At 59.1% G+C, this 16,475-nt stretch carries 10 protein-coding genes; 8 read left to right on the top strand and 2 right to left on the bottom strand.

Annotated elements, in window-relative coordinates:
- Positions 1 to 741 precede the first annotated feature (741 nt).
- On the bottom strand, positions 742 to 3,018 hold the full coding sequence (metE, locus tag ELR57_RS19235) for a 5-methyltetrahydropteroyltriglutamate--homocysteine S-methyltransferase (RefSeq protein ID WP_126960708.1): 2,277 nt from the start codon (positions 3,016 to 3,018) through the stop codon (positions 742 to 744).
- Positions 3,019 to 3,292: 274 nt separating this feature from the next.
- Here metE and ELR57_RS19240 point away from each other — a divergent pair, with 274 nt between their 5' ends.
- The 4 genes from ELR57_RS19240 to ELR57_RS19255 all read left to right on the top strand — a co-directional run bounded on the left by ELR57_RS19240 (position 3,293) and on the right by ELR57_RS19255 (position 7,296).
- Positions 3,293 to 4,969, top strand: a complete 1,677-nt coding sequence (locus ELR57_RS19240; protein ID WP_158630078.1) for a copper resistance CopC/CopD family protein — start codon at positions 3,293 to 3,295, stop codon at positions 4,967 to 4,969.
- A 22-nt stretch (positions 4,970 to 4,991) separates the two neighbouring features.
- On the top strand, positions 4,992 to 5,831 hold the full coding sequence (locus ELR57_RS19245) for a sensor histidine kinase (protein WP_126960710.1): 840 nt from the start codon (positions 4,992 to 4,994) through the stop codon (positions 5,829 to 5,831).
- Positions 5,828 to 6,568 carry a response regulator gene (locus ELR57_RS19250; RefSeq protein WP_126960711.1) on the top strand — a complete coding sequence of 247 codons (741 nt, stop codon included), beginning with the start codon at positions 5,828 to 5,830 and terminating at the stop codon, positions 6,566 to 6,568. Before ELR57_RS19245 ends, ELR57_RS19250 begins: the two co-directional genes overlap by 4 nt.
- 107 nt (positions 6,569 to 6,675) lie before the next feature.
- On the top strand, positions 6,676 to 7,296 hold the full coding sequence (locus ELR57_RS19255; RefSeq protein WP_126960712.1) for a YcnI family copper-binding membrane protein: 621 nt from the start codon (positions 6,676 to 6,678) through the stop codon (positions 7,294 to 7,296).
- Positions 7,297 to 7,629: 333 nt separating this feature from the next.
- Here ELR57_RS19255 and ELR57_RS19260 read toward each other — a convergent pair whose 3' ends face one another.
- Positions 7,630 to 8,376 carry an MBL fold metallo-hydrolase gene (locus tag ELR57_RS19260; protein WP_238162606.1) on the bottom strand — a complete coding sequence of 249 codons (747 nt, stop codon included), beginning with the start codon at positions 8,374 to 8,376 and terminating at the stop codon, positions 7,630 to 7,632.
- Between the two features lie 701 nt (positions 8,377 to 9,077).
- On the opposite strand from ELR57_RS19260, the gene pheS reads away from it, so the two are divergent.
- The 4 genes from pheS (at position 9,078) to ELR57_RS19280 (ending at position 16,347) form a co-directional block, all read left to right on the top strand.
- Positions 9,078 to 10,112 (top strand): phenylalanine--tRNA ligase subunit alpha, encoded by a 1,035-nt coding sequence (gene pheS, locus ELR57_RS19265; RefSeq protein ID WP_126960713.1) that lies wholly within the window; start codon positions 9,078 to 9,080, stop codon positions 10,110 to 10,112.
- Between the two features lie 24 nt (positions 10,113 to 10,136).
- A complete protein-coding gene (gene pheT, locus ELR57_RS19270) occupies positions 10,137 to 12,593 on the top strand; it encodes a phenylalanine--tRNA ligase subunit beta (RefSeq protein WP_126960714.1) in 2,457 nt (818 codons plus the stop codon).
- 131 nt (positions 12,594 to 12,724) lie between these two features.
- Positions 12,725 to 15,646 carry a cell division protein ZapA gene (gene zapA, locus ELR57_RS19275; protein ID WP_126960715.1) on the top strand — a complete coding sequence of 974 codons (2,922 nt, stop codon included), beginning with the start codon at positions 12,725 to 12,727 and terminating at the stop codon, positions 15,644 to 15,646.
- Positions 15,643 to 16,347, top strand: a complete 705-nt coding sequence (locus tag ELR57_RS19280; protein WP_238162607.1) for a hypothetical protein — start codon at positions 15,643 to 15,645, stop codon at positions 16,345 to 16,347. The genes zapA and ELR57_RS19280 overlap by 4 nt, the downstream gene beginning before the upstream one ends.
- The last annotated feature ends 128 nt before the right edge of the window (positions 16,348 to 16,475 follow it).

The raw sequence follows: 16,475 nt of genomic DNA on the forward strand, positions 1-16,475 counted from the left end.
TACGATAATCAGCATAGCGCGAGCTTCGACTGACCGCATGGATCATGCCTTATCTAACGGAAATTTGAGACCCTTAGAAGCCCGGAATGGCGCCATTTGGATTTTAAGGGAAATTTCAGACCCTTATATGAGTAATACCCCTCTCCTCGAGGCAAATACACAATCTAAGCGTCGCTAATTTCCGTAAGAATTTAAACAGTTCTTTTTTGGTCGTGTAAGGGGCTGAAATTTCCGTTAGCCGAGAGTAGAAAGCCGAGCAGCGAGCACCGAGTGCCGAGAGCCGAGAGCCGATGTGCCGATGTGCCGATGTGCCGAGTAGCGAGCACCGAGAGCCGAGAGCCGAGAGCCGAGAGCCGAGAGCAAAGCCGAGCACTTGAAAGTCGAGCAGCAGAAAGCCATATGCCCTGAGCGATAAGCTCTAACCAGTTAGCAATAAGCTGTAAGCCGCGAGAAATAAGCCGTGAGCTGTAATCCGACAGCCGAACAACTCTCGATGACCCGTAAACGCTCCGTTTACGGGTCAGTTGGTTATGAAGGCATCTAGAAAAGCCCCTTCGCAGGGGCCGGGAATAACTCGCAATTGGCAGAAGTTCTATGCGCCTTGGAGGCGCTAGCTTGCACTAGAATGCATCTTCCATGTGCCAAGGAGACGATAGCTTGCGCGTACTTGCGCAAGCCCTCCTACTTGGGTGGACGCGAACCACCTGGGTAGCTATGGACTCTGGTGCTCTCGCTTACGGCTTACTTGCCGGCCGCCAGCTCTTGACGGGCCAGCACCGCGGCTTCCGTCATGTTTCGGAGCGCGGCCAGCGCTTCGGTCTCGCCGCGGGTTTTGAGGCCGCAGTCCGGATTGACCCAGAGACGGTCGGACGGAACGACGGAGAGCGCGGAACGGATAACGCCCAGCATCTCCTGCGTGTCCGGGACGACCGGGCTGTGGATGTCGTAAACGCCGAGACCGATGCCGTTGGCGTAAGGCTCTTCGCGAAGAGCTTCGACGAGGGCGCCGTGGCTGCGGGACGTCTCCAGCGAGATGACGTCGGCGTCCATCGCTTCGATAGCCGGAAGAATCTCGTGGAAGTCGCAGTAGCACATATGCGTATGAATCTGCGTCTCGTTCTTCACGCCGCCGACGCTCTCGCGGAACGCGCCGACCGCCCAGTCCAGGTACTCCTTCCATTCGCCGCGGCGAAGCGGAGCGATCTCGCGAAGCGCAGGCTCGTCGACCTGGATCATGCCGATTCCGGCTTCTTCGAGGCGGAGCACTTCTACGTTGAGGGCTCGTGCGATCTGGAAGGCGATCTCCGCCTTCGACAGGTCATCGCGGCTGAACGACCAGGCGAGCATCGTGATCGGGCCGGTCAACATGCCCTTAACCGGACGGGAGGTCAAGGATTGGGCGTACAAGGTGTCGGCGACAGTCATGGCGTCGCGGGCGACGACGTCGCCGTAGATGACCGGAGGCTTCACGCAGCGGGAACCGTATGATTGCACCCAACCGTTGCCGGTGAAGTGATAGCCGTCCAGCAGATGGCCGAAATGCTCGACCATGTCGGTGCGTTCGAATTCGCCGTGAACGAGAACGTCGATGTTCAGCTCTTCCTGCCGGCGGATCCATAGAGCGGTCTTCTCGCGAAGAATCTCTTCATATTTCGCTTGGTCGATATGGCCCTTGCGCCATTCGACGCGGGCGCGGCGGATATCGGCCGTCTGCGGAAGGCTTCCGATCGTCGTCGTCGGCAGCGGCGGCAGGTTGAATTTCTTCTGCTGCAGGACGCGGCGCTCTTCGAATGAAGCGCGGGGCGCGCGAACGGATTCCGAAGCGACGGAAGAGACGCGGTTGCGGGCGGGATGAGCCTGCAGCGCGGCGAGCGCTTGGCGGTTCTCTTCCAAGCGAGGCGACTTGGTTCCGTTCTCCAAGTCCTTCGCCAGAGCGACCAGCTCCTCCAGTTTCTCGTCCGCGAAAGCGAAGGCATGGCGGACGACTTCATCGCCGGACGTCTCGAGCCTCGAGCTGACCGGTACGTGGAGCAGGCTGCTGGAAGGCTGAACGATCAGGCGGCCGGGCGCCGTTCGGGCCGCCAAACGATTCAGCTTGCCAAGGGCAAGGTCGGGATCGACGCGCCAGATTCCTCTTCCGTCGACGACGCCGGCGCCAAGAACCTTGTCCGCCGGCCAGCCGGTCCGCTCGATAACCTCCGCGTTCGCGCCGCCGTCCCGCACGAAGTCCAGTCCGATTCCGTCTACGGGCAGCAGCTTTATTTTCTCCAGGCGGGCAACCGGTCCGAAATACGTTTGAACCAGAAGCTTGGCGGCCGGAACGGAAGCCTTAAGCTGCCCGTATACCGATTGAAGCCATTCGGCATGCTCCTCCGGAACGTCGGTGACCAGGGAAGGCTCGTCGATCTGGATCCACTCCGCTCCCGCATTCGTCAGCTCCGTAATCGCTTGGATGTAAGCCGGAAGTAGCGACTTCAACTTGCCTTGGAGCTCGCCGGGAGCGATTCCCTTCGACAAGCGCACGAACGTGTAAGGGCCGATCAGAACCGGACGACCGACGATGCCGAGCTCCTGCTTCGCTTCGCTGAACGCTTCGAGCCAAGGATTACGGACCAGTGAGGGCGCGCTCTTCGCGGTCCATTCCGGGACGAGATAATGATAGTTCGTATCGAACCACTTGGTCATCTCGCTTGCGGGAGCGCCCGTCGCGCCTCGCGCCATCGCGAAGTAGACATCCAGGGCATCTCTCGAAGGGAGGCTCGCGAAGCGCTCCGGGATAAGGCCGAACGCGGTCGAATGATCGAGCATGCTGTCGTATAGAGTGAAGTCGCCGACCGGAACGTAGTCGATCCCGCTTGCTTGCAGCCGCCGAAGCCGGCGAATGCGGAGCTCCTTCATCTGATTTAGGAACTCTTCGCGCTCCGTCTTGCCGCTCCAATAGCTTTCGAGCAGGAGCTTCCATTCGCGCTTTTCCCCGATTCGGGGGTAGCCGAGACCTGCTGTTTTTACCGTTGCCATCGCTTCCCACACCTTTCCTCTTGTCCTGTTCAACGACTCGAACGCGGCCGAGCCGTTTTCTTGAGATGAGCTTACCACGCCGAAAACTCTTATCGATAATCCCAAAAAGTTATATCTGGATATAGCTAGAAGCTATAGCGACTTCGGCCATGGACTTCGCCCTTGCCGCTCTGCAGGTCGTCGAACGCTGCCTGTGTCTTTCGGCCAGTTGAACAACAGTCGACTTTTCGTTACGATTAGTTAGTTAAGAGTGTTCGTAGGAGGGGGCAGTGTCGTGTTTGCCATTGGAGTCCATCATAGAAAGTCATCTTATTCCCCATTGAATAGAGCGCTTAAGAGAATTTGCTTCGCGTTTTTCGCCGCGCTTCTGATCATCAGCCTGATTCCGGGGAGGGCATCCGCCCATGCCGTGCTGGAGAAAGCGACGCCGGCGCAGGACGAGAAGCTGGGGACTAGCCCGAGCTTCGTAGAACTGCTGTTCAACGAAAGGCTGGATGCCTCTTCAAAGCCGAAAATCATTGTCTTGAACAGTTCTTCGGAGACCGTCGCGGACGGCAAAGCGGAGAGATTCTCGGAAGGCAAGGGGATCCGGCTGAAGCTGCCCGCCTTGAAGGAAGATCATTACACCGTCAGCTACGACGTCATCTCGGCGGACGGCCATCCGGTATCCGGAGCTTACGTGTTCACGGTGGGCAACCCGCCGCCGCTCCCGGATTCGAGCAGCCTGGACCCGCATGCCCAAGTCGGACATGCCCATAACCACGGAGGCTCGGGGAATCTGACGATTCTGGACTTCCTGCTCTATGCGGCGAGGATCGCTTACTATGCGGGCTTGCTGGGCTTGGCCGGTCTCCTGCTCTGGAGCCTGCAGCGTTCCGCATCGCCCGTTGTCCGGGACGTTCGCGAGTCCGTGACGCGCTTCGGCGGCAAGTTCGTCCTGTGCGCGACTTTAGTCTACGTGGTCTTAAGCTTGAACAACCTGACGCAAGGCGAACCGTTATCGGAATGGTGGAGGGTCCTGTCGGAGACGACGGTCGGCCAGCTGTACTCGGCTGGGCTGCTTCTGGCCCTGGCCGCGCCTCTGGTGACTAGCCTAACCGCTCCGGGCCGCTTGTTCTGGGTAGCGGTCGCGCTCTTCGTGGAAGCCTGGAACGGCCACGCCGCCGCGTTCGATCCGCTCAGCTACTCGATCGTCCTGGATTATGCCCACCTGTTGGCGGCTTCCCTATGGACCGGCGGACTCGTGCTGCTCCTGCTCGTCTGGCGCAAGGAGCGACCGGAAGCGGGGCGGTTCGCTCTGCTGTTCTCGAAGTGGGCGCTGCTCTCTTTCCTCGTTCTGTGGCTGACCGGTGTGCTGAGCACCCTGCATTTTCTGCCGTCGTGGAAGTACATCCTCTACACGAATTGGGGCACGTGGCTGATCGTCAAAGCGGCGATCTCCCTGCTTGTCGTCGTGGTCGCCTTCTTCATTCGTTTGAGGCTGCGCAAAGGGAACCTCCCGCAGAAAAGCCTGCTGTTGTCGGATATCGGCCTGCTCTCGGCGATCCTCGTCGTCGTCGGCATTCTGACCTATCAGAACCCGCTGCCGGCGAATGAATCTCTCCATTATCATGACATGGGAGAGGACATGCACGTGACGCTGCGGATCTCGCCGAACGCGCCGGGAGACAATTCGGTTCAGCTCAAGGTCTGGCTGCCGGAGAATCTGGGCCAGCCGAAGGCGACGGTGCTTCGCTTGCAGCCGGTCGACCGGAAGGATGTCGCTTACATCGACGTTCCCCTTCAAGCTTACGAGGACAGCGAACTGGACGATTTCCCGGGCTTCGTCAAAGCGACCTTCGAGGCGGAAGGGCCGTACCTGCCGTTCGCGGGCAAGTGGGAAGCCCAGATTCGCGTCACGACGTCGGAGGATAACGAGCTGGTCAGAAGCACGACCTTCCGCATCTATTGAACGGGCAAGGAGCGTGGTCTCAATGAGCGACCAGAGAATCAAATGGCTCATCCTGCTGATCCCGACGTTGACGATCGGCTTATGGGAATATATCCGGCATGCGTTCCTGCTGCCGTACCTATCGATGGAGCTGGGAAATTTCCTGGCTCCCTTCATTGTGCTCGCCGTCACGCTTACGCTCGTTCTCGGGTTGTTCCGGAGGCTGGAGCAGTCGCAGCGGGCACTGCGCCGGCAGCAGTCCGCCACGGCCGCGCTCGAGGAGCGGGAAAGTCTGGCCAGGGAGCTTCATGACGGGATCGCCCAGTCTCTGTTCCTGCTCGCCGTCAAGCTCGACCAGTTGGATCGGGTAGCGAAGGAGGAGCCGGTTCGGGAGCTCGCGGGACAGCTTCGCGAGACGATCCGAAGCGTACATGACGACGTTAGGCAAGCGATCGCGAATCTGCAGCAGCCGCCTTCTCCGGCGGGAGACGCTTGGGTCGTTCCGCTGCGCGAGCTGCTAGGCGATACGGCGGGAGTAATCGAAGCGAAGGCGGAGTTCCGCTGGAACATCCCCGAATCCAGCTTGACCGATAAGGAGAAGGTGGAGCTGCATGCCTGCCTCCGCGAAGCGCTCATCAACGTGCGCAAGCATGCCCGGGCCAGCGAGGTGCTCGTCGTCGGCGAGACGGAACAGGGCGGCGGCTTCCGATGCTCGGTCGAAGATGACGGGGTTGGGTTCAACGGTGATCCCATGCAGGCGAAGGACCGGTTCGGTCTCAAGATGATACGGGAGCGAGCGGGCAAAATGGGCTGGAGCTTCACGGCGGAGAGAAGAGGAGCGAGGACCGTGGTGGAACTGAGGAAGGCGGGTGCTGCGGCATGAGCGAGACGTTCCGAATTCTTATCGTCGACGATAACAAGTACGCGCGGCAGGGGATGAGAGAGATCGTATCCGAGGAAGGCGAATTCGTCGTTGCAGGAGAAGCGGCAAGCGGCGAGGAGGCGTTATCGCTTATGAAGACGGCGGCTCCGGACATCGTGCTGATGGATATCCAGATGCCGGGAATCGGCGGGCTGGAAGCGGCCAAGGCCATCAAGGGAGCTCATCCGTCCGTCAAGATCGTCATGGTCACCGTGTCCGACGACCCGGCTCATCTGTTCGAAGCGCTGAAGAAGGGGGCGCAGGGGTTCCTGCTGAAGAACCTCAATCCGTCATCCTGGAGAGAGTATCTGCGAGCGATCGCGTATGACGAGGCGCCGCTTAATCCCGAGCTTGCCCTGTCGATCCTGAGAGAATTCGCTGCCAGGCCGGAGCGGAATTCCGCTTCATGGAACGGCAGAGAGACGTTTGCCTCTTCGCAGCCGCAGGATCGTCATTCGCAAGAGGACGAATACCGGGAAGAACTGACCCCCCGGGAGAAGGAGATTCTCCAAGAGGTGGCGCGAGGGCAGAAGAACCGGGAGGTTGCCTTGGTTCTTAACCTGTCGGAGCATACGGTGAAGAATCATCTGAAGAACATCCTGCAGAAGCTGCATCTCGATAACCGCGTTCAGCTGACGAGGTATGCCTACGAGCGCGGCTTGGTTGACCCGCGGGAAGATTTCGGAGGAAAAACATAAATTCGTGACTCGAATAGCCCTTTCTAGTCATGTCCGTCCAAGCGGGCGGTACTATACTAGGATTATCCGAGAAGTCCCATAGGGATCCTAGAGAGGTTGAGGTTAGAATGAAAAAAAGCATATCCATCCTGCTTGCGTTATTCCTGACGGTGAGCTTCGCGTCCATCGCGAGCGCTCACGTTACCGTGCAGCCGGGTTCGGTCGCGGCGGGCTCGTACCAAGTGTTCACGCTTCGCGTGCCGACGGAATCGGACACGCTGACAACGACGCAAGTTAAGGTTGAAGTTCCCGACGCGGTCGACATCTCGCGCTTCGAGCCGAAGGCGGGCTGGACCTACGAAGCGGAGAAGAACGCCGACGGCAAGATCACTTCCTTCACCTGGACGGCAGCCGACGGAGTCGGCCTGAAGGGTACGGAATTCGCGCAGTTCAACTTCCAGGGCAAGGTAGCGGACGACGCGACCGAGCTGAACTGGAAGTCCCATCAGATCATGTCCGATGGCAGCACGGTCGATTGGATCGGCGCGGCTGACGCGGATAAGCCGGCTTCCGTAACGGCCGTCACGCCTAAGGTCGAGGGAGACGACCATGGTCATGGAACGGGCGCGGCCGAATCTGGAGAACAATCCGACGACAATAACGGCCTGGCCTTGGGCCTTGGAATCGCAGGCGTCGTGCTGGGCGCTCTCGCGCTGATCGTCGCGCTGACTCGCCGCCGCAAGGCATAAGGATAATGGAAAAAGCCGATCCCGCGTCGATGGACGCTGGGGTCGGCTTTTTCCTTTTAGCTTAGTATTGGGGCATGTTACAAGTGTTCGAGTATCGCTGCAGGGACTGTAAGCTCTGGAGAACTGTGAGTTCTGTGGGCACCGTGAGCCCTGTGGGAACGGGGACTAAGCGCGAAAATGCACTTAATTTCGTCCTTATTCAGGTAATATTAGAAAACAAGGGTATTCATGCACTTAGTTTCGTTGAAATTCGATTTTTAATGAAAAACAAGTGCATTTTCGCGCTTATTTTGGAATGGATAGTGCTTAGCCTAAATCATTGCAAGATAGTCATCATGCGGATCCCAGCTGGGCTAACCGCTCCATCACGTTATCCCGGAAGAGACCTCCGTGGTAACAAACGACTCTCTCGATCGGGAAGCTTGCGAAACGGGCGATCGACGCATGAGCCATTTCCAGGTCGAGAGTCGTTGCCGGATCCGGCCCTTGAAGACGGCCGTCCAACACGACGAGCGCGTCTCCGGCGAGGAGCGTGCGCGAAGGCTCGTGATAAAGGCTGATATGGCCGGGCGTGTGCCCCGGAGTGTCGATCGCGACAAGGCCGCCGCACCAGGGGAGGCGCTCGCCTCCGGCAACGACGCGCTTGACCGGCGCCTTCGGAGGATGAAGCATAAGCCTCTTCAGCCCGTTCCGGAAAGCTTCCGGCACGCTCTCGGGCATGCGATCGATGCTGGCTATCGCTTCGTCCGTGAACTTGAGCAGCCTTCGCTCTCCTTCGATGTAAGGCTTCTCCAGCGCGTGAGAGGCAACCTCGATCGGAACTTGGGAGCCCTCCATCCAAGCTTGCAAGTTGCCGATATGGTCGATATCTTGATGGGTGACCAGGATTCGGGTTATCTTGTCGTGCGGTACTCCGACGGATTCCAGCGCGTCGCGCAGCTGGCTCAACTGACCGGGATAGCCGGTATCCACGAGCACGGCATTATGCTCGTCCCAGAGGACGACGGGGTAGACGGTATCCATGCGTCCGAGCACCGGAGCGCTGATCGGGAGCAGGGCGATTCCTTGGTCGATTAGCAAAAGGGATTCACACTCCTTATAATAAAGGAACCCGGCCGGGGTCTGTGTGAACATCTTATCGAAGAATATATTACATGTAAATAAGTAAATATTTTATTATAACACAAAAATATTTATTTGTCAATGAGTAAAAAACTTACCACATGCGCCCTAACCGGCAGGATAACGAGAACAGTTCAGCTGTTGCATCAGGTACATCAACTGAGCGGCAGGCGAGGAGTTTACGAGGATTTGTTGCACCAGGCGCACCTCTTAAACACCCGATAAACCTCTTATCCGCCGAGAATCTCCCGATTTCTTTTCCGACAATTCCATTCAAGTTCCCGGCGGCGTCTGCCGCACTTGCGATCGCACAGCCGTTCCCCTATAATATAAGCTAACATTCATTCAAATGCTTTGATGGAGACAAGTAAGCAGCGCCTTCTTAACAGGGAGGGAACGCCGGAGACTGGAAGCGTTCCTAAGAAATCAGGCTGCCCAAATTCACTCCGGAGCAGTGCCTTGAACCCGCGCGATCCCGTACAGGAGACGCGGCACTAGAGGATACCGGCAGCGGCCCGTTACGCCGTAAGAGTGGGATCGTCTCCGTTCGTGCGCTTAGCGGCGGTGTGGACGATCCAACAAGGGTGGTAACACGGTCCTTCGTCCCTTTCTAGGGGGAGAAGGGCCTTTTTTATTTCTGACGAGAAGGAGCGAGCAAGATGAAGGAACGTCTGGAAGGGCTGCGCGGCGAAGCGCTTGAGCGGCTGAAGGAAGTTAGCGATCCGAATCAATTGAATGAGCTTAAGGTTCATTATCTGGGCAAAAAAGGCCAGTTGACGGAGATTCTGCGCGGAATGGGAGCGTTAAGCGCGGAGGAGCGTCCGTTGATCGGCCAGGTGGCGAACGACGTTCGCGCGGCTATCGAGGCCGTTATCGCCGAGAAGCAGGAGGCGTTCGACCGCGAGGAGACGGCCCGCCGTCTGCGTTCGGAGACGATCGACGTCACGCTGCCCGGCAAGAAGCCCAGCGAAGGGCTTATTCATCCTCTGACGAAGGTGACCCAGGAGATCGAGGATATTTTCATCGGGATGGGGTATCAGGTGGCGGAAGGTCCGGAGGTCGAGACCGACTTCTACAACTTCGAAGCGCTGAACCTGCCTAAGAACCATCCGGCCCGCGACATGCAGGATTCCTTCTATCTGACGGACGACATTCTGCTTCGCACGCATACGTCGCCGGTTCAGATCCGCGCGATGCGCGCCGCGAACGGCCAAACCCCGCTGAAGGTCATCTGCCCGGGCAAGGTTTATCGCCGCGACGACGACGACGCGACGCACTCGTTCATGTTCCATCAGATCGAGGGCATCGTCGTCGGCCCGAACATCCGCATGAGCGACCTGAAGGGAACTCTGCTGCAGTTCGTTCAAGCGATGTACGGTCCGGAGACGCAGATCCGCCTGCGTCCGAGCTTCTTCCCGTTCACCGAGCCGAGCGCCGAGGTCGACGTGACCTGCGCGCAATGCGGCGGACACGGCTGCAGAATGTGCAAGCACACCGGCTGGATCGAGATTCTCGGCTGCGGCATGGTGCATCCGAAGGTGCTGGAATACGGCGGCTACGATCCGAAGGAAGTGACCGGCTTCGCGTTCGGCATGGGCGTCGAGCGGATCGCGCTTCTGAAGTACGACATCGACGATATTCGCCATTTCTATAACAACGATATTAGATTCCTCGGGCAGTTCGCTCGAATGTAACGGGAAAGGAGACGACCATCCATCATGAACGTATCATATAAATGGCTGCAAGATTATATCGATCTCAGCGGGATCGAACCGGCTAAGCTCGCCGAGATGATGACGCGCGGAGGCATCGAGATCGACTCGGTTCCTTCCCGCAACCTGGGCGTCACGCAAGTCGTGGCCGGCCTCGTGAAGACGAAGGAGAAGCACCCGGACGCCGATAAGCTGAGCGTCTGTACCGTTGACGCCGGCACCGGCGAAGACCTGCAGATCGTCTGCGGCGCGCCGAACGTGGCGGCAGGCCTGAAGGTTCCGGTCGCGATCATCGGCGCTGAGCTTCCTGGAGGCTTCAAGATCAAGCGTGCGAAGCTGAGAGGCGTGGAATCCCAAGGGATGCTCTGCTCGGCGAAGGAGCTTGGCATCAACGACAAGCTGCTGCCGAAGGAGCAGCAGGAAGGCCTCTACATTCTGCCGGCGGATACGGAGATCGGACGCGACATTCTGGAGGTCCTCGCGCTGGACGATTCCATCCTGGAGCTGGACCTGACCCCCAACCGTTCCGATTGCCTCAGCATGCTAGGCGTCGCTTACGAGACGTCCGCTCTGACCGGCCGTCCGCTGACGCTGCCGAATCCGGCGATGGAGCTTGTCTCCTCCGGCGAATGGGCCGCGGATCGCTTGAAGGTGTCGATCGGCAATCCGGAGCTGTGCGCGCATTATTCGGCTCGCTATATCCGCGGCGTCAAGATCGGCCCTTCACCGTTATGGATGCAGAACCGTTTGATCGCCGCCGGCGTTCGCCCGATCAGCAACATCGTCGACATCACGAACTACGTCATGCTCGAATACGGTCAACCTCTTCATGCGTTCGACGCGGCCAAAGTAGCAGGAGGCGCCATCCATGTCCGCCCGGCTCGCGAAGGCGAGATTCTGGTGACGTTGGACGGCAAGGAACGCAATCTGGAGCCGCACATGCTGCTGATCACGGATGCGGAGAAGCCGATCGCGCTTGCGGGCGTCATGGGCGGCCTGAACTCCGAAGTGACGGACGACACGGTCGACATTATCCTCGAATCCGCTCGATTCGACGGAGGTTCGGTACGCCGCACGTCGAGACAGCTTGGGCTTCGCTCCGAAGCTTCGGCACGGTTCGAGAAGGAAGTCGATCCGGGTCGGGTGCTGGAAGCGCTGGACCGCGCCGCCGTTCTGATGGCGAAATATGCCGGAGGAGAAGTGCTGGACGGCGTCGTCGAAGCGGGTGCCGCTAATGTCGAGCCCGTCGTCCTGAAGATCGGCCTCGAACGGATCAACAAGTTCCTCGGAACCGAGATTTCGTTGTCCGAAGTGGAGACGATCTGGTCCCGCCTTGGGTTCCACACGGTGAAGACGGCGGACGAGGAATGGCAGGTCACCGTGCCGTCCCGACGCAACGGCTTTAACCATGACGTCGATCTGATCGAGGAAGTCGCCCGCCTGCACGGCTACGACGAGATTCCGACGACACTGATCGAAGGGCCGACGACGATCGGCGCGCTGACGAAGTCGCAGACGATCCGCAGAGAACTGCGCAAGCTGCTCTCGAGCGCAGGCGTGTACGAAGCGATCTGCTACAACGTCGTTTCGCCGGCGAGAGCCGCGTTGTTCCCTAACCTGAACGGAAGCCTGGAAGGCGCGAAGCCGATCCCGCTCGCCATGCCGATGAGCGAGGAGCGCAGCGTGCTTCGCACGGTGCTGCTGCCAAGCTTGCTGGAGGCGGCGGCCTACAACCAAGCCCGCAAGACGAACGATGTCGCGCTCTTCGAGATCGCGAACGTGTTCCATTCCGCGGAGACGACGCTGACGAAGCTTCCGAGCGAGAAGACCCGTCTCGCCCTGCTGCTTACCGGCAACCGCGCGGCTTCCGCTTGGAACCGCGCCGCCGTGAAAGCCGACTTCTACGATGCGAAGGGCATTCTGGACCTGCTCTTCGAACGGTTCGGACTGACGGATCGGATCTCTTACAAGGCAGCGCAGCCGGAGAACTTCCATCCGGGACGCACCGCCGAGCTGACGTTGGAGCTGGCGAACGGCTCCCGTTCCATCGGCTACGTCGGCCAGCTTCATCCGGACCTGCAGCGCGAGTTCGATCTCGGAGATACGTTCGTAGCCGAGCTTGAACTGGCCGAGCTCTATGAAGCGGTCGACGCAACGATCAAGTACCGCACGCTTCCGCGTTATCCGTCGGTTGCGCGCGATTTGGCCGTCGTCGTCGGCACCGAGGTTGCGGGAGGAGCGTTGGTGGCGGCGATCAAGGAAGCGGCCGGAGAACTGCTCGAGTCAGCCGAAGTGTTCGACGTGTACACCGGCGAGCGTCTTGGCGCCGATAAGAAGAGCGTCGCTCTCTCGACGGTTTACCGTCATCCGGAGCGGACGCTGACGGACGAAGAAGTCACGGAAGCCCACAACCGCGTATTGACAAAATTGGAACAATCTTTCGGAGCCGAACTTAGAAAATAAGCAGGAAACTTTCTGAACCGCAGCGAATACATCATGACGCAAGCGATGGAGCGTTCCGATTTTCGCGGATCGCAAGCTGCGCGTGGTCGATTCGCTGCGATTTTTCTTATATAGACTGGGAGGAACAAGCCGTGAATGCTGATGATCGTGCTCGCGTAACGGTTGACATATATGGGACGGAATATACGCTCTCGGGCCACTCTAACCCGGATCACATGCGCCGTGTCGCCTCGCTGGTGAACGAGAAGATGCTGCAGATCGCCAACGGCTCGCCGCGCCTGGACCTGTCCAAGCTCGGCGTGTTGGCTTCCGTCAATATTACGGACGAGCTGCTGCGGCTTCGCAGGGAGAACGAACGTCTGCTGCGCGAAGAAGCCGAGAGAATTCGGCTGACCGGCGAGCTGAACCGGATGAACGCCGAACTGGCGGCCATCAAGCTGCTTGGCGAGCAAGAGCTGGAAGCGCTCGCCGAAGCCAATCGGATCGCGCTGGATACGGAGAAGATGCAGGCCGAGGAGAGCCTGAGGAAGGCCGCGGAGCGTCATGCGGCCGAGCTGGAAGCAATCCGCAGGCAAAGCGCCGCCGGATTGGAGAAGCTGGAGGCCGAGAACGCGTCGCTTACTTTGGAATACAACGAGCTGCTGGAAGAAGAGCGAGCCGACAAGGAAGCGCGGCTCGAGCAAGCGAAGCTGGCTTACGAGGCGGAGATTGCCGAGCTGCGCGAGAAGGCCGAGCAGCGCATGCAGCAGCTTCGGGAAGAAAGCGAATTGAAGCAGAAGCAGCTTCGCGAGAAGGCTGAGCTCGCCGTGCGGGAGCTCAGCGAGCAGGCGCAGAAGGAGCAAGAAGAGCTGCTGATCGTTGCGGAGAACGAGCTGTCGAGCGTTCGCGCGGAGCTGGAAAGCGAGCTGTCGAGCGTTCGAACGGAGCTGGAGGGCAAGCTGGAGGCGGTTCGGACCGAGCTGTCGCAGAGCTTGTCCGAAGCTAGCGAACTGAAGAATAAGCTTCAGCAATCGGAAACGGATTACCGTCGGCAAGTTGAGGAGCTTCAGTTCGAGATGGAGCAGGCGAGAGAAGCGCATGAAGCGGAGCGGAAAGCGATCGCTGCCGCCTCGGACGCGAAGCTGGCCGAATTGGCCAAGGCTCACGAGCAGGAGGTCTCGGCTCTTATCTCCGAGCATGACGACTTCGTGCATCTGCTGACCTCTTCCCGCGAGGAAGAGCTGAACGCGGCGAGGTCGGAGTACGAGTCTAAGCTGCAAGAGCTTCAGACTTCTCATGAAGCCGCGCTGCTGCAGCTTCGGTCCGACCTGGAAGCGGCGCTTGCCGAGAAAGAAGCTTCTCTGCAGGCTGTTCTCGCCGACAAGGAAGAAGCTATCAAGGCAGTTCAAGCCGAGAAGGATGCAGCCGTTCATTCGGCGCATGCCGAGAAGGAAGAAGCCATTCGATCCGCTCTCGCAGAGAAGGCTGCCGCGCTGAGCTCGATTCAAGCGGAGAAGGAAGAAGCGATAAAGGCGGCGCATGCCGAGAAAGAAGCGGCGATTCAAGCGGCTCAAGCGGAGAAGAATGCAGCCGTTCAGTCGGCGCATGCCGAGAAGGAAGCCGCCGTTCGAGCCTCTCACGCGGAGAAGGAAGAAGCGATCTTGAACGTTCAAGTCGAGCTGGAGTCGGTACAGGCCGAATTGGAGTCGCTTCAAGCTGAGTTGGAGGCTGTCCGAGCCGAGAAGGAAGCGGCACTGGAGGCGGCTAACGCCGAGCAGGACGCTTCTCTGCAAGCATTCCGCGCCGAGAAAGAAGAGGCTCTTCGCGTTGTCCGCGCCGAGAAGGAAGCCGCTCTTCAAACGGCCCGCGAAGAGATGGAGAAGAAGCTCGCGGATCTCTCCGCCGAATACGAGACCAAGCTGGACGAGGAACGCACGATCCTAAGCGCTCGCGCGGAAGCGCTGCTGACGGAATACTCGGCGCTGCTGGAGAAGACGCGCCGGGAGCACGCGGACGCGCTGGAGCTTCTGGAGCTGCAGCGGCTTGAAGAGCTCGAGGCGTTGAAGCGAGCCCATCTTCGAGCCGAAGAAGAGTCCCGCCGAGAGCTGGAAGAGCGGATCGCATCCCTCCAAGCCGAACAGGAAGCGGCTTTGTACGAGCAGCTAGAACAGCAAGAGTCCGTCTTGCATGCTCTTCGTTCGGAGCATCAAGCCGCCGTCGAGGCGCTTACGCAGACTCGGCTCGCGGAACGGGACGAATGGCAGCTGTCCGTCGAGAAGCTGGAATTCCGGAGCGTGGAGCTTCAGCAGCTGGCCGAAGAGACAGAGCAGGCTCTCCGGGAGCGCGAGTCGCGCCTTCTGGAGGAGCGCGCGGCACGCGAGGCCGCTGAGAAGCAGTTGGCCGAGATGAATGGACTGTTCGACGAGATCGCGGTTCAGGAGCAGGGCGCGCAAGAGCAGCGCCAAGCCCTTGAAGCGAAGCTTCACGAGCTGAGACGCAAGCTGGACGAACAAGAAGCGGGCCTGGACGCTGCGGTTGCCGGACGGCAAGCGGCCGAGCGGTTGCTCGAGGAGAAAGAGGCGCTGCTCGCCGAACAGCTCCGACAGGAGCAGGAAGCGCGGAGATCGGCTCTTGGCCTGGCCGCCCAGCTTCCAGAGCTGGAGAGCCAGATCGAGGAGCTGCTGCTCGAACTGGATCGCCAGAAGGAAGCGGCGGTTCATGCGGAGCGCGAGCTCGAGATCGCGAGAGCGCAAGCGGCCGCCGTCGAATCGCTCGAAGGCCAGCGGGCTGCGGAGCTGGAGCAGCTCCAAGCGGAGAATGCTTTGGCCCTGGCCCAGCTGCGCGACCGGCATCAGGAAGAGCTTGAGGCGCTGCGTTCCCGGCTCGACGAGGAGCTTGCCCTTCGTTTGGCGGAAGCTGCCGAGGAGTCGGCGAACAGCGGCGGCGAGGAGATCGAACGGTTGAGCGCCGAGCTGCAATCCATCCGCAGGGAGCATGAAGCGCTGCTCGAGGAATACTCGAAGCTCCAGAGCGAGTATAACGAGTGGATCGGCATGCTGGAAGAAGAAATGTGACGAAGCAACGCCCCTTTCGTTATCGCGGAAGCGGGCGTTCTTATGCTTGGACCGGCAATGACATCGCCAAGCGCGACGAGGGGGTAAGGATCAAGATGAAGAGAACGCCGTTCGTACGTCCGACGGACCATTACGAGGAGCGTCTCCACGCGATCGACGAGCAGCTCTGCAGGCTGCTGAAGCAGCGCAAGGAGCTCTCTAACGGCAACCCGGGCTTTCCACCGTCGGAAGCTATCGCAAGATGGGCAGCCGAGAACAATCTGTACGAGGACTTCCTGAACAGCATGTTCGGGATGTTGAGGAACGAATCGTTCTTCAAGCCTCAGGTGGAGCCGACCGGCTTCCGCATGCACATCCCCGTCTTGAAATCCTGCGAGCAAGGATCGTTTTATTTTACTTTGACGTCCGTCCGTCAATATCGCAACGCAAGCGTCGTTACTTTGTATATCGATTGGGATGTGAACGACGGCGAAGAACCAATGATAGCTTCGAGAAAAAGGCAGCATTACGAGCTGACGATCGGCGAACCCTACGACTGCCGATTCGATACGGGAGGCAGCGGAGCGGGGAGCGGGCATTACAATTACGTGATTTCTCCTCCTTTGCCCGATAACCTCGAAGGAATCGAGTTCATTTTCACCGAGTTCGGCAGGCCATTCGCGGAGCAAGGCACCGGCAACGAGATTCGAATAAAAGCCTAACAAAAGACTAAAGGATGAAGATCGGCGATCGCCGCTTCGTCCTTTTTTTATTCTATTTTGAATATTGTGATGTAAATTAGTCGTTTTGTTAGTGTTGTTAGATCATCTCGTTAATAATATAATAATAG

This window comes from Cohnella sp. AR92, assembly GCF_003990975.1.
Lineage (GTDB): Bacteria > Bacillota > Bacilli > Paenibacillales > Paenibacillaceae > Cohnella.